This is a genomic window from Caulobacter sp., from assembly GCF_049283275.1.
Classification (GTDB): Bacteria; Pseudomonadota; Alphaproteobacteria; order Caulobacterales; family Caulobacteraceae; genus Caulobacter.
In genome coordinates this window covers 1-16,451 of sequence record NZ_JBAPVS010000274.1, presented here as the reverse complement: position 1 = coordinate 16,451, position 16,451 = coordinate 1, and the positions used below count along the sequence as shown (strand labels likewise).

17 protein-coding genes are annotated in these 16,451 nt (G+C 67.6%); 6 read left to right on the top strand and 11 right to left on the bottom strand.

The annotated features are described in order from the left end of the window. The 5 genes from WAL33_RS15565 to prmC all read right to left on the bottom strand — a co-directional run. Positions 1 to 248: Clp protease N-terminal domain-containing protein (locus WAL33_RS15565; protein ID WP_422182432.1), on the bottom strand; the 248-nt coding region annotated here is incomplete at its 3' end. Positions 249 to 413: 165 nt separating this feature from the next. Further along, positions 414 to 1,157 carry a M48 family metallopeptidase gene (locus WAL33_RS15560; RefSeq protein WP_422182431.1) on the bottom strand — a complete coding sequence of 248 codons (744 nt, stop codon included), beginning with the start codon at positions 1,155 to 1,157 and terminating at the stop codon, positions 414 to 416. A gap of 89 nt (positions 1,158 to 1,246) precedes the next feature. Then, entirely contained in the window at positions 1,247 to 2,662 is a 1,416-nt protein-coding gene (locus WAL33_RS15555; RefSeq protein ID WP_422182430.1) for a M20/M25/M40 family metallo-hydrolase, read from the bottom strand. Positions 2,663 to 2,808: 146 nt separating this feature from the next. After that, the gene (locus WAL33_RS15550; RefSeq protein WP_422182429.1) at positions 2,809 to 3,984 is read right to left on the bottom strand and encodes a DUF4167 domain-containing protein; all 1,176 of its coding nucleotides are present in this window, start codon (positions 3,982 to 3,984) and stop codon (positions 2,809 to 2,811) included. Between the two features lie 295 nt (positions 3,985 to 4,279). Continuing rightward, the gene (gene prmC / locus WAL33_RS15545) at positions 4,280 to 5,128 is read right to left on the bottom strand and encodes a peptide chain release factor N(5)-glutamine methyltransferase (RefSeq protein ID WP_422182428.1); all 849 of its coding nucleotides are present in this window, start codon (positions 5,126 to 5,128) and stop codon (positions 4,280 to 4,282) included. 86 nt (positions 5,129 to 5,214) lie between these two features. On the opposite strand from prmC, the gene WAL33_RS15540 reads away from it, so the two are divergent. Both WAL33_RS15540 and WAL33_RS15535 read left to right on the top strand, forming a co-directional pair. Continuing rightward, positions 5,215 to 5,466: a type II toxin-antitoxin system ParD family antitoxin gene (locus tag WAL33_RS15540; RefSeq protein ID WP_422182427.1), complete on the top strand. Its 252-nt coding sequence runs from the start codon at positions 5,215 to 5,217 to the stop codon at positions 5,464 to 5,466. Then, the gene (locus WAL33_RS15535; RefSeq protein WP_422182426.1) at positions 5,463 to 5,759 is read left to right on the top strand and encodes a type II toxin-antitoxin system RelE/ParE family toxin; all 297 of its coding nucleotides are present in this window, start codon (positions 5,463 to 5,465) and stop codon (positions 5,757 to 5,759) included. Before WAL33_RS15540 ends, WAL33_RS15535 begins: the two co-directional genes overlap by 4 nt. Here WAL33_RS15535 and WAL33_RS15530 read toward each other — a convergent pair. Beyond that, positions 5,756 to 6,517: an MOSC domain-containing protein gene (locus WAL33_RS15530; protein ID WP_422182425.1), complete on the bottom strand. Its 762-nt coding sequence runs from the start codon at positions 6,515 to 6,517 to the stop codon at positions 5,756 to 5,758. The genes WAL33_RS15535 and WAL33_RS15530 overlap by 4 nt on opposite strands. 113 nt (positions 6,518 to 6,630) lie before the next feature. Here WAL33_RS15530 and WAL33_RS15525 point away from each other — a divergent pair, with 113 nt between their 5' ends. Together WAL33_RS15525 and WAL33_RS15520 are read left to right on the top strand one after the other, a co-directional pair. Further along, positions 6,631 to 7,899 (top strand): YihY/virulence factor BrkB family protein, encoded by a 1,269-nt coding sequence (locus WAL33_RS15525; RefSeq protein WP_422182424.1) that lies wholly within the window; start codon positions 6,631 to 6,633, stop codon positions 7,897 to 7,899. A gap of 39 nt (positions 7,900 to 7,938) precedes the next feature. Then, positions 7,939 to 8,469: a GNAT family N-acetyltransferase gene (locus WAL33_RS15520; RefSeq protein WP_422182423.1), complete on the top strand. Its 531-nt coding sequence runs from the start codon at positions 7,939 to 7,941 to the stop codon at positions 8,467 to 8,469. A 146-nt stretch (positions 8,470 to 8,615) separates the two neighbouring features. Here the strand turns inward: WAL33_RS15520 and WAL33_RS15515 are convergent, their stop codons facing one another. From WAL33_RS15515 to prfA, 3 genes are all read right to left on the bottom strand, one after another. After that, positions 8,616 to 9,482 (bottom strand): alpha/beta hydrolase, encoded by an 867-nt coding sequence (locus tag WAL33_RS15515; RefSeq protein ID WP_422182422.1) that lies wholly within the window; start codon positions 9,480 to 9,482, stop codon positions 8,616 to 8,618. Positions 9,483 to 9,619: 137 nt separating this feature from the next. Then, positions 9,620 to 12,388 (bottom strand): TonB-dependent receptor, encoded by a 2,769-nt coding sequence (locus WAL33_RS15510; RefSeq protein ID WP_422182421.1) that lies wholly within the window; start codon positions 12,386 to 12,388, stop codon positions 9,620 to 9,622. A 325-nt stretch (positions 12,389 to 12,713) separates the two neighbouring features. After that, entirely contained in the window at positions 12,714 to 13,784 is a 1,071-nt protein-coding gene (prfA, locus tag WAL33_RS15505; RefSeq protein ID WP_422182420.1) for a peptide chain release factor 1, read from the bottom strand. 170 nt (positions 13,785 to 13,954) lie between these two features. Here prfA and WAL33_RS15500 point away from each other — a divergent pair, with 170 nt between their 5' ends. Then, positions 13,955 to 14,467, top strand: coding sequence for a DUF1993 domain-containing protein (locus WAL33_RS15500; RefSeq protein ID WP_422182419.1), 513 nt, complete (start codon positions 13,955 to 13,957; stop codon positions 14,465 to 14,467). Positions 14,468 to 14,530: 63 nt separating this feature from the next. Here WAL33_RS15500 and WAL33_RS15495 read toward each other — a convergent pair whose 3' ends face one another. Together WAL33_RS15495 and WAL33_RS15490 are read right to left on the bottom strand one after the other, a co-directional pair. Beyond that, the gene (locus WAL33_RS15495) at positions 14,531 to 15,310 is read right to left on the bottom strand and encodes a hypothetical protein (protein WP_422182418.1); all 780 of its coding nucleotides are present in this window, start codon (positions 15,308 to 15,310) and stop codon (positions 14,531 to 14,533) included. A 75-nt stretch (positions 15,311 to 15,385) separates the two neighbouring features. Then, positions 15,386 to 16,063, bottom strand: coding sequence for a LysE family translocator (locus tag WAL33_RS15490; protein ID WP_422182417.1), 678 nt, complete (start codon positions 16,061 to 16,063; stop codon positions 15,386 to 15,388). 93 nt (positions 16,064 to 16,156) lie between these two features. On the opposite strand from WAL33_RS15490, the gene WAL33_RS15485 reads away from it, so the two are divergent. After that, on the top strand, positions 16,157 to 16,451 hold a 295-nt coding region (locus tag WAL33_RS15485; RefSeq protein WP_422182416.1), incomplete at its 3' end, for a GntR family transcriptional regulator.

Genomic DNA, 16,451 nt, shown 5'->3' with positions numbered 1-16,451 from the left:
ATATAGAGCTGGCCGCCGGCGCCGTCGACGCGCGGGGTCTTGGCCAGCAGGGCGTCGGTCGCCGCGTCGGCGGCGTCGGGCCGGCCGCCGGCGCTCTGGATCAGGGCGCGGGAAAGGCCGTCCTTCTCCTCGAGCAGGACCTTCAGCAGGTGTTCAGGGCCGAGCTGCTGGTGCCCCTTGGCCAGGGCCAGGCTCTGAGCGGACTGGACCGCGGACTTGGCGCGGTCGGAATAGAGATCGATTTTCATAATATCCCCAGTTCAGGCGGATTCGACCCAGTCGCCTTGATCAAGCACAACTTGGTCCACGGGGATTTAGGTGTGGCCGTTCAGCCACACAAGGACCCAGCGACACAAACACGCCAACCCACGCCATCTTCTCCTCACCCGCGAGGCGGGGGAGGAGAAGAGAGCCTACCATCCCCGTTGCGCGATGTAGGCCTGCAGGGCCGCGATCCGCGTCGAATCCGACGGGTGGGTCGAGGCGAACTGCGGGGTGCTGGAGCCGCCCTGGGCCTGCATGTGCTCCCACAGGATCACCGCCTGGCGCGGCCGATAGCCGGCCCGCTGCATGAAGTCCACGCCCAGGCGGTCGGCCTCCAGCTCCTGCTTGCGCGAGAACGGCAGCAGGAAGCCGTACTTGGCCGCGTCGCCGCCATAGCTGGAGATCGCCCGCCCCGCGTCGCCGCCGGCCGCCGCGCCCAGCACGCCCAGCAACAGGCTGGAGGTCACGTTCTGCGACTGGCGCTCGGCGGCGTGGTGGGCCACGACGTGGCCGGCCTCGTGGCCGATCACGGCGGCCAGCTGGTCGTCGTTGTCGACGATCTTCAGCAGGCCCGTGGTGACGCCGACATGGCCGCCGGGCAGCACGAAGGCGTTGGGCGAGGCGTCCTCGAACACCGCATAGTCCCACGGACGGTCGCCGAGGCCGGCGGCGTCGACCACCCGCTGACCGACGGCCCTCACCCGGGCGTTGGCCGCCCGGTCCGAGCTGACCTTGCTCTTGGACAGGGCCTGATTCCAGGCCTGCTCGCCGGCCTTGGTGAGGCTGGAATCGTCGACGATGGTCATCTGCTGACGACCCAGCTCGGGATTGTAGGCGCAGGCGGAAAGGCCCAAGGCGACGGTGACGGCGACGACAGGCAGGATGGGGCGCATGAGGGAGTTCCGACGGCTATCGGGAAGATTTAGGAGCAATACCTGGCGTTGTCATCCTGAACGGCGCCTGTCTGAGATAACCGAAAAGCTCACTTCCCGTCGGCGTACAGCTTGACCACCTCGTACAGGAACCGGCGGCCGTTCATCAGCGCCTTGACCTGGATGCGCTCGTTCAGGCCGTGGATGTGGTCGCCGTCGACGCCGGCCATCAGGCCCGACAGGCCGTAGGTCGGCACCCCGGCGGCATTGGTGAAGCGCCCGTCGGTGGCGCCGGTCAGCATGGCCGGGATGAACGGCACGCCCGGCCAGATCTTGCCGGCGACCTTGGCGGCCGGAGCCATGATCCGAGGGGTCAGCGGCGGCGGCGGGCTGACCGGGTCGGGAGCGGCGGCCAGGGTGATCTTGATGGCGGGATCGGCGACGATCGTCTCCAGCTGATCCCGGACCACCTTGGGATCATTGCCCGGCAGGATGCGGCAGTTGACGTTGGCCTTGGCGCGCTGCGGCAGGGCGTTGGGCGCGTGGCCCGCCTCGACCATGGTGGCCACGCACGTGGTGCGCATCATGCTGTTGCGGCCCGGGTCGCGGGCCAGGACGGCGGCGGCGGCCGCGTCGCCGGGATTCTTGACCATGGCCCGCATGGCGGCGGCCACCTCGGGGTCGGGCTCGATCTTGGCGTTCTGCTCGTAATAGCCCTTGGTGGCCTCGTTCAGGGCGATGGGGAAGTCGTAGGCGCCTAGCCGCGCCAGGCCGCCCGCCAGGTGATAGATCGCGTTGTCCTTGACCGGGCGCGAGGAGTGGCCGCCCGCGTTGGTCACTTCCAGATCGTAGTCCATGTAGACCTTCTCGCCGACCTGGATGCCCAGCAGGCGGGGCTGGCCCTTTTCGTCCAGCTGACTGTCGTCGCCTTCGTTCAGGGCGAAGTCGGCCTTCAAGGTCTCGGGATATTTCTCCAGCAGCCAGGGCACGCTGTTGAACGGCCCGCCCTCCTCGCCGCAGGTCAGGGCCAGCTTGAGGTCACGCTTGGGCTGGAAGCCCTCTTTCTTGTAGCGCACCAGGCTGTCGGTGAAGATCGCGGCCATGGCTTTGTCGTCGCTGGCGCCCCGGGCGTAGAAATAGCCGTCTTCCTCGACCAGCTTGAACGGGTCGCGCACCCAGTCCTCGCGCTTGGCCTCGACCACGTCGATATGGGCCAGGAGCAGGATGGCGCCGGCCTTGGGGTCCTTGCCGCGCAGGGTGGCCACCAGGGCGCCGAACTTGGGATGCTCGGGCGGGGCCAGCACGCGCACATCGCCGTCGGGGAAGCCCGCCGCCTTCAGCCGCGCGCCCATGGCCTCGGCGGCGGCCGTGCAACTGCCCACCGAGGCCGTGGTGTTGATCTCGACCAGTTCCTTGTAGAGGCCGCGGAAGGCGGTTTCATCCGCCGACTGAGCCTTGGCTCCGGTCGCGGCCAGAGACGACAGGGCCGCCGCCGTCAGGAGAAAGGTCTTGGTCTTGCCGCGCATGGTCGCCCCCGAATGTGAGGAGGCGAGGCTAGGCGGGGTTTGGCGTCCAGCGCAATGGGACAGGCCCAAAACCCAAGCCCCAAAACAAAAGTCATCCCCCGACGAGGTCGGGGGATGACTGAACAATAGCCGATGCGTGAAGAGGTCTAAACCTCTTCGGACTCCGACGCGGCGCTGCCTTCGAAGCTGCGCGGGGCGCGGCGGCGCTTGGGTTTGGCCGGGGCGGCCTCGGCGTCGGCCGCCAGCATCGACGAGGTCGAGATCGGACCGGTGTCCACCGAAGCCTCGGCGCGGGTCGACTTGCGGCCCAGGAAGGCCGGAGCGTGGCTGACGTCGCCGTCCTGGCTGCGCAGCAGCGGCGAGGACGGAGCCTCGCCGGTCAAAGGCGTGGCTTGCGGTTCGATCACCGCCATCGGATCGCGGTCGCGCGGAGCCCGTTCGCGGCGCGGACGCTCGCGGCGGCCTTCAGCCTGAACGTCGACGGTTTCGGCGGCGACCGGACGATCTTCGCGGGGGCGATCCTCGCGCGGACGGTCATCGCGGAAGCGGTCTTCACGCGGAGCGCGCTCTTCGCGGGGCCGGTCGTCGCGGGGCCGGTCGTCGCGGGGACGATCTTCCCTGGGACGATCATCGCGAGGACGATCGTCACGCGGCCGATCTTCCCTGGGCCGATCTTCCCTGGGGCGGTCGTCGCGAGGACGATCATCGCGCGGGCGGTCATCACGTTGGCCGTCACGAGGACGATCGTCGCGGTCGCGCCAGCGGTCGCGGCGGCCTTGGCCTTGCTGGCCGTCGAAGCGGTCGCGGTTCTGGTTGTTGTCGCGGGGACGGTCGTCGCGCTGCCCATCCCGCTGCCCATCCCTGGGGCGATCGTCACGGGGACGGTTCTCGAACCGGTCACGGCGCTGCTCGCCGCCCTCGCCATCGCCGTCGGCCAGAGCTTCGGTCTGGGTCGTTTCGGGGGTTTCGGGCTGTTCTTCGGGCTCGGCCTCGAAATCGATCTCGTAAGCCGAATAGGCGTCCTTGCCGATGATGTCGCTGACCGGACGATTCGGCTGAATGGCCCGCAGGACACGGAAATAGTGCTCGGCGTGCTGCAGATAGTTCTCGGCCAGAACCCGGTCGCCGGACGATGTCGCGTCGCGAGCCAGCTGCTGGTACTTTTCGTAAACGCCCTGGGCCGCGCCGCGCACCTTCACGCCTTCGGGGCCGTTCGAATCGAACGCCCGGTTCGCGTTGTGCTGCTGAGGCTTGCCGCCACTACCCGCTCCACCGCGATTGTTGCGGCCGCGCTGGCGCTTCATGCCCTTGAAATCTCTCATCTTCTCTTCTGAACCTGTCCGGCGGCGATCTGCGCGTCCGGTGTTTGGCCTCTGGAGCGGGGTGGAACCCTGTTAGGTCCTGCCTTCGATGTTCTAGAGACGTTGGTTTCCGTAGAGCCTCCGCCCGGTTCGGGCGCGGCGATCAGCCGGATGGGCCGTTCGCGCCTGCCAGGGGAGTCTTACGGTCATCGAGACGACCGCTTTCCCGTCACCCGGCATTTTGGAAGGAGACGCTATTCGTCTAGCGCCTCACGTCAGGGTTTCCAAGGAGTTTTTCAAACCGTGGTTTTCGCGGCTACTTCGTACCCGTGACAACGCGGTCGTTGACCGACAGATCCTTGACGGTCCGGACGTTCTGGGCGCCGGCCTGCTTGAACAGGGTTTCGACCGCCTCCGACTGGTCGTAGCCGATCTCGACGGCGAACATCGCGCCAGGCTTGAGCACCCGCAGGATCTCGCCGGCCAGGAAGCGGTAGGCGTCCAGACCGTCGGGGCCGCCGTCCAGGGCCAGGCGCGGCTCGTGGTCGCGAACCTCCGGCTCCAGGGTCTCGATCACCTTTGTGGCGATATAGGGCGGGTTGGAGACCACCAGGTCGAAGCTGTCGTCGCCCAGGCCGTTGGTCCAGTCGCCGCGCAGCAGGGCCACGCGGCCGGCCAGGTCGAGGTTGGCGGCGTTCTCGCGCGCCACGGCCAGGGCCTCTTCCGAGACGTCGATGCCCAGGCCCTTGGCGGCTGGGCGCTCGGCCAGGATGGCCAGCAGGATCGTGCCCGAACCGACGCCCAGGTCGAGCATGTTGAAGCTCATCTGCTCGGGGAAGGCCTTGAGGACCTCGTCGACGATGACCTCGGTCTCGGGGCGCGGGGTCAGGACGTGCTTGTTGACCTGCAGCAGGATCTTCCAGAAGCCCTTGCGGCCGATGATGTGGCTGACCGGCTCGCGGCGGGCGCGGCGGTTCAGGAAATCGTCCAGCGTCGCCATCTGGGCTTCAGTCAGCACGCGATAGGGATCGGTGATGATGTCAGTGCGCGTGACGTCGGCGGCCACCTCCAGCAGAAGGCGGGCGTCGATGGCCGGCTGGTCGATCTGAACGTTCTTCAGACGATCCTTGGCGGCGTTCCAGGCTTTGACGAGAGTCAGGGTCATGATCGGCTCCTTAGCGCGTCATCGCCGTCGGGGCGAGTTTGAAGTCGGTACCAGTTTTTGGTATCCTCACAATCTGCGAGGACCCGATGAGCAAGAATACGTCGATCGCTCTGAGCGAGCACTTCCAGACTTTCATCGAGAGCCAGGTCGCGGACGGCCGCTATGGTTCAGCCAGCGAGGTCGTGCGTGCGGGGCTGCGGTTGCTGGAGGAGCGAGAAGCACGATTGGCGGCCCTGCGCGCCGCACTAATCGAAGGCGAGGAGAGCGGCTTTATTGAGGACTTCGATTTCGACGCCTTCATCGCGGAAAAACTCCAAAGCGAAGGCGTATCGGAGTGAGGGCCTACCGGCTTTCACACAAAGCCCGTCGTGACCTCGACAACATCTGGGACTATTCGCGCGGCTTGTGGGGTGCGCGGCGAGGCGCGGCCTATCTTCACGATATACGGACTGCGATAGAGCTGGTGGCCGAACGGCCCTCAATTGGAGCTGTGCTCGAAGACCTTCCGGCTTACAGAAGGCGACCTGTCGGCTCACACATGATCCTCTATCGCCTTCAGGACGGCGTGATCATGATCGTCCGCGTACTGCATCAAAACATGGACGCCACGCGCGCATTGCCAGAGCACTAGACGACCGCCACCTCATCCCCCTCGGCCACCGCCCCGCCCCGCTCCACCTTCAGGTAGATGCCGCAGAGCATGTGGCCGTAGTTGTCGAAGAGGGCCTTCACCAGATCGATGTCGCGCTCGGAGGTGACGGGATCGACGTGGGTGGCGGCGCAGCGGACGATGGGCTTGAGCACCTCCGCCCTCGCCTCGCCCACCCGCATCGCGCGGCCGGTCCAGTCATTCTCGACCCAGGCCGGCCAGCCCTCGACATAGAGGTTGGCGCGGAAACGCAGGGGATCGACCGGCCGGCCCAGCCGCGCCTCCAGATCGCGGACGCTGGCCAGGTTGACGATCGAGACATAGCCGCTGCGGCTGTCCATGAACCGATAGTCGCCCGGCCCCTCGACCACGCGCAACGGGCCCCCCGCCTCGTCGCCCAGCAGGTCGGCCAGCCAGGTCTCGAAGCCGCGCCGGCCCTCGGCCCCGCGCAGGTCGCCGGAGAAGTCCGATCGGCCCTCGGCCCGGGCGCTGAAGACGCCGCTCGCCTCGTCATAGGTGGTTCGGGCCTTGGCCACCTGGGGGATCTTGGCCAGCACCGTGAACTTCATCTTCGAGATGTGGGCCGGGGCGGCGGGATCGAAGCCGCTGGGTCCATCCTCGACGGCGTACAGCCGGTCGCATGGGAAGCACTGGCCCGCGACCAGCTCGACCTCGGTCAGGCGTTCGGGTGTGAATCCCTTGACGGGGTGGCGATAAAGGCCGGCGATACGAGCTTGCATGAGGGGGCAAGGTCGGCGACGACTCGCGCCTTGGCAAGGCTCTCCAAATCTCGGACCAGGCTTGAGCGGAACGGAGCCGGGAGCGGCGTGTTCCTGCAGCGGAGGGCCAGACCATGACCGATAACGTTCCGCGACGCCCGCTCCGGTCGTGGATCGCCTCGCGGCCCTATCACCTGACGCCCTGGATCGCGCTGCTGGCCCTGGTCCCCTTCGTCCTGCCCAAGCCCGGCCCTGCTCGCGCGCCCAACGAGGTCCCCCTCGATCACCCGCCCGGCCTGTCCGAGGACCGGGCCATGCCGCCGCACGACTTCGACAAGGCCGAGCCGATGCGCGGCCGCGCCGCCCGGCACCCGCACCGCATTCCCGCGCTGGGCTGGCGCGACATCCTGTGGCGCACCTTCCGCGAGATCAGCGTCGACCGCCTGCCCGCCGTGGCCGGCGGCGTGACCTTCTACACCCTGTTGGCCATCTTCCCGGCCATCGGCGCCTTCGTGTCGCTGTACGGCCTGTTCGCTGATGTCGGAGCGGTCGAGAAACAGCTGCAGGAGATGTCCACCGTCTTCCCCGCCAGCGTCGTCAACATCATCGGCGAGCAGATGCTGCGCCTGGCCAGCCAGGAACAGGCCAAGCTGGGCGTGGCCTTCGCGGTCAGCCTGCTGCTGTCCATCTGGAGCGCCAACGCCAGCATGAAGGCGCTCTTCGATGGGCTGAACGTGGCCTATGACGAGGACGAAAAGCGCAACTTCGTCACCAAGACGGCCTGGACCTACGCCTTCACCTTCTGCGCCCTGCTCTACGCGATCGTGCTGGCCAGCATCCTGATCGCCGCGCCCGTGATTTTCGAGCGCGTGGGCCTCAGTTCCGCGGCCCCGATCTGGATCCCCCTGCGCTGGCTGATCGTGCTGGTGGTGACGGCCCTGGCGTTCGCCATGCTCTACCGTTTCGGTCCCTGCCGCGCCCGACCGCGCTGGCGCTGGGTGATCTGGGGATCGGTGTTCGGGGCGGCCGCCTGGCTGCTGGGCTCGCTGGGCTTCTCGCTCTACGTCAACAACATCGCCCACTACGACGCCACCTACGGGCCGCTGGGGGCGGTGATCGCCTTCATGGTCTGGATGTGGTTCTCGATCATGACCGTCCTGGTCGGGGCCGAGCTGAACGCCGAGATCGAACACCAGACCGCCATCGACTCCACCACCGGTCCCGAAAAGCCGATGGGCGAGCGCGGCGCGGCCATGGCCGACACCGTGGGCCTGGCCTTCCACCCTTGGGAGTTCATCCAGCGCGAGGCCGGCACGGTCAAACGGGTCTCGGGCCGCTACTGGAACCAGGCCCGGGGCCGAAAGTCGTCCGCCTCTTCCCCGCCGCCTTCGGCCGACAGCTGAGCCTTGGCTAAGGCCCGGACCGGCACTAAGTGTGCCGCCATGATCTTCGCCCCCGCCGCCCCGTCCGAGTTCCCCGCCATCGTCGACCTGGTCAATTCCGCCTATCGCGGCCAGGGCGCCCAGGCCGGATGGACCACCGAGGCCGGCTATATCGACGGCCAGCGCATCGATCTGGAAAGCCTGAAGGAAGACCTGGCCGCCAGCCCCGACGCCGTGCTGCTGACCCTCCGTGACGAGGACGGCGGCCCGCTGCTGGGCTGCGTGTGGATCGAGCCCGACGCCGAGGTTCCGGAAGGTGACGCCTGGTACCTGGGCATGCTGACCATCCGTCCCGACCAGCAGGACCGCCAGCTGGGCCGCGCCCTGCTGGCCCATGGCGAGGCCTACGCCCAGGGGTTGGGCGCCAGGCGGGTGCGCATGACCGTGGTCCATCTGCGCGACACCCTAATCGCCTGGTACCAGCGCCGAGGCTACGCCCTGACCGGCGAGACCAAGCCGTTCCCCGTGGGCGAGCGGTTCGGCAAGCCGCAGCGCGCGCTGTCGTTCGTGGTGCTGGAGAAGGCGCTGTAGGGCTGATCAACGTCTAGAGCTCTGCGTGATCCTCGCCCTTCGACAGCTCAGGATGAGGATCGTTGTGCAGGCCTGGCAGTAGAAAACCTCATCCTGAGCTTGTCGAAGGACGAGGTTTTCACTTCCGGAGGCGACACAGAGCGCCCCTAAACCCCCACCGCTTCCAGCCAGCGGGCGCACAGCCCCGGCCAGGCGCCGACCGGGAGGTCCGGGCTGCGCAGGGCGAAACCGTGCGGGGCCTGCGCGAAGACGTGGAGCTCGGCGTGCGCGCCGCGGTCCAGATAGGCGCGCTGCAGACGAAACCCGTTCTCGACCGGCACGATCGGATCGCTGGCCGCATAGACGATGAAGGCCGCGGGCGGGTCGGCGACCAGCTGGGCGTCCGGCTGCAGGGTGTCGTAAAGCGCCTGTTTCTCGACCGGCGACAGGGGCGGCTTGTCGGCGACCACGGCCCGTCGCTCGGCGTTGGTCGAGATCGGGCCATAGCCGACGATCAGGGCGTTCGGACGCGCGCTCTGATCCGGCGCGGCCGAGGTCGGCGGCGTCCAGGCGGTCGGATAGGCCGCGACCAGGCAGGCGGCCAGGTGACCGCCGGACGACAGCCCCAGGGCGCCCACGCGGTCGACATCGACGCCCAGACCGGGCGCGCGCCGGCGGATCAGCCGCATCGCCTCGATCGCGTCATCGACCGGCGCCTGCGGGCCCTCGGCCGCATCGGGGAAGCGGTGGACCAGGACGAAGGCGTGGTAGCCCAGGCCGTTCAGCCACAGCGCCACCTCGACCCCCTCCTTGCCGACCATCAGCTGGGTGTAGCCGCCGCCGGCCATGACCAGCATCGCGCCGCCGTTCGGCGCCTCGGGGACAAAGGCCAGGACCTGAGGCCGCGCGACGGCGGCGACCTCCAGGTCCAGGCGCGGCGCCCCCGGATCGACCAGGGTGAAGCCCAGGCCGGTGCTCGCCTCATCGCCCCAGACATTGAAACGAAAGGTCTCGCCGAACGGCGTCTGGGTCATGAGCAAGCCACGCGATTACAGAAACAGGACCCCTTCCCGTCGAAAGGGCCGGGCTGGAGCGACACGGCCCCCTCCAATGAAGGAAAGTCGCCGCATCGCTCCGCCTGACGCGCCTCTATGCGGAGGCGCGCCGTCGCCTAGAACTTCGCCCGCACGCCGAGGAACACCCGCGAGCCGTAGGTCTCGACGGCGCTCTGGCGGGCGGGGGCGTTGTACTCGACGCGCACCTCGTCGGTCAGGTTCACGCCCTCGAGGAAGACCGTGAAGTTGTCGTTGATGTTGTAGCTGGCCGAGGCGTCGAGCGAGCCGAAGGCCTTGTTGAACTCAGGCAGGTTGTCGCGGCCGACGGCGTTGATCAGCCAATGGTCGCGCCAGTTGTAGGAGGCGCGCAGGCTGACCTTGTCGTTCTCGTAATAGACCGAGGCGTTGTAGCTCTTCCGCGACAGGCCGGGGAACGGCAGGATCTCTTTGGTGATGAGGTTCTGGCCCTTGTAGCCGTCGTCCTTTTGGTAGCTGAAATTGGCCAGCACGCCGAGGCCGTTGAACGGGGCCGGCAGGAAGCTGAAGGCGTATTGGCCGCCCAACTCCAGGCCGTTGATGGTCACGGCATCGGTGCCGTTGATCGGCTGGGTGACGGTGTACTCGGCGTTGTTGAGGGTTTCCTTGGTCACCGCGGTGGTGACGAAGGACGAGATCTCCTTGCGGAAATAGGTCGCCGACAGGAAGCTGTCCTTGTTGATGTACCACTCCAGACCGGCGTCATAGGAGGTGGCCTCGAACGGCTTGAGGTCGGGATTGCCCAGCGAAATGGTCAAGTTGGTGTCGTTGACGGAGCGGCGCAGGGCCAGCTGGCTTGGGGCGGCGCGCGCCATCACCTTGCTGGCCGTGGCCCGGCCGATCAGGACCTCGGGGATGAACTCGAAGCGCAGGTTCAGCGACGGCAGGGTCTTGGTGTAGCCGCCGTCCTGCGATGCCGGGACGAAGTTGACCACGGTCGACGAGGTCTGCACCTTGTTGAAGCCGGTCGAGGTGGTCTTGGTGTCGATCACCCGCACGCCCAGGGTGCCGGTGACCGGCACGATGAAGTCGGCGAACTCGAAATTGGCCTGGGCGTAGGCGCTGTTGGTCTTTTCCTTCACCGACCAGGTGTCGAGGAAGGCCTGGAAGCTGCCGGCGCCGCCCGAGGTCTGGGCCGTCAGCGGGTTGGGATTGACGCCGCGGACGTCGTTGGTCAGGCCCGCCGCCGCCAGGGTGGCGTTGTAGGTGGCCATGGTGTTGTCGTTCCACGACTGCACGCCGCCGGAATAGCCCAGATCGCCGGTGCGGAAGAAGCCGCTGCTGTTGTCGACCGAGGTGCTGTCGATGATCCCGGAGATGGTGGCGCAGGAGGTGTTGACGTTGACCACCGCAGTTCCGGTGCTGGCGGCGGAGCCCGGGCAGCTGAGCCGCGTGGTGCGCTGGTACAGCACCTGGTCGGTCGAGAACTTGCGGCCGTTGACGCCGGCCTTCAGCGAGGTCAGCCACGAGATGTCGGGCCGATACAGCACGTTGAACTGGGCGCCCAGCTCATCGGCCTTGTTGGTGCGCGGATTGAACACCGCGTCCAGGCGGTTGACGCCCTGGCCGGTGTTGGTGTCCAGGCCCGGGAACGAGAACTTCGGGGCGCCGCCGCTGGTGTAGTCGACGATGGCCCGCGGCACGCCGAACACGGTGGCCGTGGCGTTGATCTCGTTGTTCTGGACCTTGGCGTTCGAATAGTCGACGCGGGCGTCGAGGGTGACCTTTTCGCCCTTCCACTCGCCGCCGAACACGGTGGCGTACTGGGTGCGGGTCAGATCGCCGAGGATGTTGCGATAGGTCAGGTCGATCGGGAAGGCGGTGCTGCTGGTCAGCTCGATATGGCTGACGGTGTTGTCGACGCCGACCTTGCTATTGGCGTAGTCGATCAGGCCCGAGGTGCCGCTCAGTTGCAGATAGGTGGCGTTCACGTCCTCGGTGGCCGTGGCGTAGGTGCCGTCCAGATACATCTTGAAATTGTCGGTCGGCCGCCATTCGACGACGCCGCTGAACGCCTTGCGCTCGGTCTCCCGACGGTCGACCATCAGGCGGGGGATGTCGGGGATCCAGTCCAGCGTGCCGTCGCCGTTGACGTCGGAACCGCGGCCCGGCACGGCGGTGGCCCCGCGGGTCAACCAGCCCGTGGTGCGGGCGATGTTGCTGTTGAGGTGGCGCTTTTCCCAGGTGCCCGACAGCAGCACGCCCAGGGTGTCGTTGAGGAACAGCTTGCTGCCGATCAGGGCCAGCTTGGGGTCGTATTCCTTGGCCAGGTTGGAATAGACGCCCTGGGCCGAGCCGGCGATGAAGGGCTTGCGGCTGTCGAACGGCCGGCGGGTGATGACCCGCACGGTGCCGCCGATGCCGCCCTCGGTCATGTCGGCGGTCGGCGACTTGACCACTTCCAGGCGCGAGACGAACTCCACCGGGATGTCGCGGAAGTCGACGGCGCGGTCGGTGCCGCCGACGGTCAGCGACAGGGCCGAGGAGCCGTTGATCTCGACGCGATTGAGGCTGGGATCGGCGCCGCGGATGCTGACGCCGCGGCCTTCGCCGTCCTGGCGGCTGATCTGCACGCCGGTGACGCGCTGAAGCGATTCCGACAGGTTCTTGTCGGGGAAGGTGCCGATGTCCTGGGCCGAGATGGAGTCGACCACCTGCAGCGAGGTGCGCTTGACGTCCTGGGCGCTGCGCAGCGAGGCGCGGATGCCGGTGACCACGACCTCCTCGACCGTGTCGGAATCGGGGGTGGCGGGCGCCGGGGCGGCCTGGGCCAGGGCGGCGGCCGGAACCGACAGCAAGGCGACGGTCAGGGCGACGCTCGAGCCGCCGAGCCAAAGGTGCGTCTTCATCGTTTTCATCGTGGTCTCCTCCCGATTCCTTCTGTCGTGGCTCGCTCCGCTGGGCCCGTTGAACGGTCCGGCGCCGAGATAGACAGTCCATATTGTGGGATGCGTTCCCGTTAATCGGGACGATAGCCGCGATTTTAGTTTCGTGTCGAGAGTTTGCGTGTGTTGCGGGGCGGACATGAAGGCGCGAAACGGCCGATCACCGTCGTCCAGGCGCGGGCACGCGACCGTAAGGCCTTGGCGTACAAGGCTTTCGGTTCAGGTGTGGGAAATCGAACACGGTCGGGGACAGGCGTATGCGCCTGCCCGCAAATCGCGATCGGCGGTTCTAGAACCCGCCTTCTTCCAGGCTGGCAAGGCGCGCGGCCTGGTCCTCGGCGATCAGCGGCTTGATGATGTCGTCCAGGGCGTCGCCCTCCATCACCTTGGCCAGATTGTAGAGGGTCAGGTTGATCCGGTGGTCGGTGACCCGGCCTTGCGGGAAGTTGTAGGTGCGGATGCGTTCGGAGCGGTCGCCGCTGCCGACCTGGTTCTTGCGGGCGTCCGAGCGGGCGGAGTCCAGCGCCTCGCGCTGCATGTCGTACAGGCGCGCCTTCAGGTTCTTCATGGCCCGGGCGCGGTTCTGGTGCTGGCTCTTTTCCGAGCTGGTCACCACCACCCCGGTCGGCAAGTGGGTGATGCGCACGGCCGAATCGGTCTTGTTGACGTGCTGGCCGCCCGCTCCGGACGAGCGGTAGGTGTCGATCCGCAGATCGCTTTCGTTGATCTCGATCTCGACGTCTTCGGCCTCGGGCAGCACCGCGACGGTGGCGGCCGAGGTGTGGATGCGGCCTTGGGCCTCGGTGGCCGGCACACGCTGGACGCGGTGCACCCCGCTCTCGAACTTCCAGCGGCCGAACACGCCGTCGCCGGTGACCGAGGCGATGATTTCCTTGTAGCCGCCCATCTCGCCCTCGGAGACGCTGTCGACCTCGACCTTCCATCCCTGCAACTGAGCGTAGCGCTGGTACATGCGGAACAGGTCGCCGGCGAACAGGGCCGCCTCGTCGCCGCCGGTGCCGGCCCGGACCTCGAGAATGGCCGAGGCGTTCTCATCCTTGTCGCGCGGGGCCAGCATCAGGGCCAGCTCGCGCTCCATCAGCGGCAGTTTCTCGTCCAGGGCCTGGATTTCGTCGGCGACCATGGCCGCCATCTCCGGATCGCCGGCCATCTCCTCCAGGTCGGCGCGCTCGGCGCTCCGCTTGGCCAGCGCCTCGACGGCCTCGGCCACCGGGCGCAGCTCGGCGTGCTCCTTGGAAAGCTTGACGATCTCCGCGCCGTCCGTCGCCGCGCCCATACGGGCTTCGACTTCACGGAAGCGGTCGAGAACTTGGTCGAGGCGGGCCTGGGGCAGTCGCAAGGGGGGAACGTCACGCTATGGGAGAATGGGCCGTCTCTCTACCGCCCCGCACGCTCCACGTCACCCCACCACGCTGCGCCGGCTCGGACCTGTAAAGCTTCGCCTCGCGCCCCCATCTGCTGCGAGCGGCGAAACATCCCCCGCGCCGCCTTTCGCTTTCGGAGCTCTCCATGCCCTTGTCGATGCATCGCGCCAGCGTCCCCGTCTTCGTCCGCGCCCTGAAGGTGCTGACGACCCTGCTCGAAAAGGGCGAGGCCCACGCCAAGGCCCAGGGCCTGGATCCCGACACGCTGGTCGCCGCTCGTCTGGCCGAGGACATGCTGCCGCTGTCGGGCCAGGTGCAGCGCGCCTCCGACGCCTCCAAGGGCGCGGTGGCCCGGCTGACCGGCGTCGAGGCGCCCGCCATGGCCGATGACGAGACGACCCTGGCCCAGCTTCAGAAGCGGGTCGCCGACACCCTGGCCTATATCGAGAGCGTCGATCCCAAGGCCTTCGAGGGCAGCGAGGACCGCACGGTCGAACTGAAGTTCCCAAGCGCGACCCTGACCTTCACCGGCGAGGACTACCTGCTGACCTTCGCCCTGCCGAACTTCTTCTTCCACGTGGTCACCGCCTACGACGTGCTGCGGCACAAGGGCGTGCAGATCGGCAAGCTGGACTATATGGGGCCGGTGCAGAGCTAGGGTTCATAGTCGATTGTCATCCCGGGTCTGCGCGCAGCCGCAGATCCGGGATGACGGCTGTCGTCAGTAGAGCAGGGTCTTCCCCAGCGCCCCCGAACCGTCCGGCAGCGGTGAGATTTGCTTGATCATCACCTGGCTGCCCTTGGCGAACCAGAAGCGGGTGATCGGCATTTCCGGGTGGTTGTAGTCGGTCGTCACCACCCAGCAGTCGACCTTGCCGCCGCCCGGCAGGTCCAGCACCTCCGACCCCGCCACCTTGAACAGATAGGCCGCCGGCGGACCGCCGCCCGGATGGGTGAAGACGATGCTGGCCTCGTAGCCCGCCGCCAGGGGCAGGGCCTGGAGGAATTCCATGTCGGTCTCGAAGTTGAAGCTGGGCTGCGGCGAGGCGACCTCGAAATCCTTGGCCAGGTTGTCCGGCAGGTCCTTCAAGCCCACGATCCGGTCGGGCTTGAAGTCGTAGCCCTCGACCTTGGCGACGCCGTCCTTCTGGGTGCGGCGGACGTGGGTCAGGGGACGGAAGGTGCCGACCTCGAACCAGCTGTCCAGTTGGCGATCGGACGGCGCGGCGCCCACCCCGTCCCAGTGCTGGACGATGTGCAGGCGGCGCTGGCCGCCCTGGTCCTCGAAACGGACCTCACGGGTCCAGACGTCGGCGACGCGGACCGTGTCGCCGGCCTGCTTGAAGCGCAGATAGCGGTGCACGCCGGGTTTGATGTTGGCGAAGCGGGCCAGCGGCTGGCCGACCGGCACGGGAGTGACAGCGGCCTCTGCTTCATTGGCGGCGACGCTCCCCATCAGCAGCAGCGCGGCGCACACGGCGGAACGGACGGCGAGGGACATGGGAGGCTCCGGATTTCAGTATCGCACCAGACCTCAGCCGCCCGCCGAGGGCTACTTAAGTTTCTGCAATGACACCTACCCCCGCGACGCCCAGCGCGGCGTCGCGGGCAGGTCGGCCGCCAGCTCGCGCGGCGCTTCCCGTGAGGCGCCCGCCGGCCGGGTCTCGACCACCAGCGGGTAGAGCGAGACCACCAGCAGGGCGGCCATGGTCAGGTTGAAGGCCCGCAACACCGGCGGACGGTCCAGAAACGGTTGCATGCCCTGGCCAAAGCCCGCCCAGGCCGCGCTGCACGGCGCGCCCACCAGCATGAAGGTCCCGGCCACAAAGAACACCCCGACCGTCGATCCCTCGGGCGTGTAGGTGCTGGCGGCGGTCAGGGCCATGGCCCAGGCCTTGGGATTGACCCACTGGAAGGCGGCGGCTTGCAGGAAGGTCATCGGGCGCGCGGCGGCGTCCTTTTCCGAGATCGCCGAGGTCGTGGCGATCTTCCAGGCCAGCCAAAGCATGTAGGCTCCGCCCGCCCAGCGCAGCACCTCGTGCAGCATCGGCCAGGCCTTGAAAACGCCACCCAGGCCCAGCCCCATGGCCAGCACCATCACGCCCAGGCCCGCGCTGATGCCCAGGATGTGCAGCACCGTGCGGCGAAAGCCGAAGTTCGCGCCCGAGGCCAGCAGCATCATGTTGTTCGGGCCGGGCGTGCCGGCGGTGGCGAAGGCGAACAGGACGAAGGCGAGCAGAAGCTGAACGGTCATGGGGACACTCCAGAGCGGAATGTCACGGTCATCTTGCCAATTGTATCATGAGTCAAAACCTATATTGCTACAGTGACAATTATGGAGACCCTGATGGCAGGCTGGACCCCGACCTTGTCGCCCGGCGACGCGCCGCTGTACGAGCGCCTGCTGGACGCCCTGCGCGAGGACATCGCCTCGGGCGCCCTGAGCGACGGCGCCCGCCTGCCGCCGCAGCGTGATCTGGCCCATCGCCTGGGCCTGGGCCTGGGCACGGTGACCCGGGCCTATGTCGAGGCCGAGAAGGCCGGGCTGGTGCAGGCCCATGTCGGGCGCGGCAGCTTCGTGCGCGGCGCGACCGCGGCCAGACCCGCCCGGACCGCCGACAGCGGGCCGATCAACCTGTTCC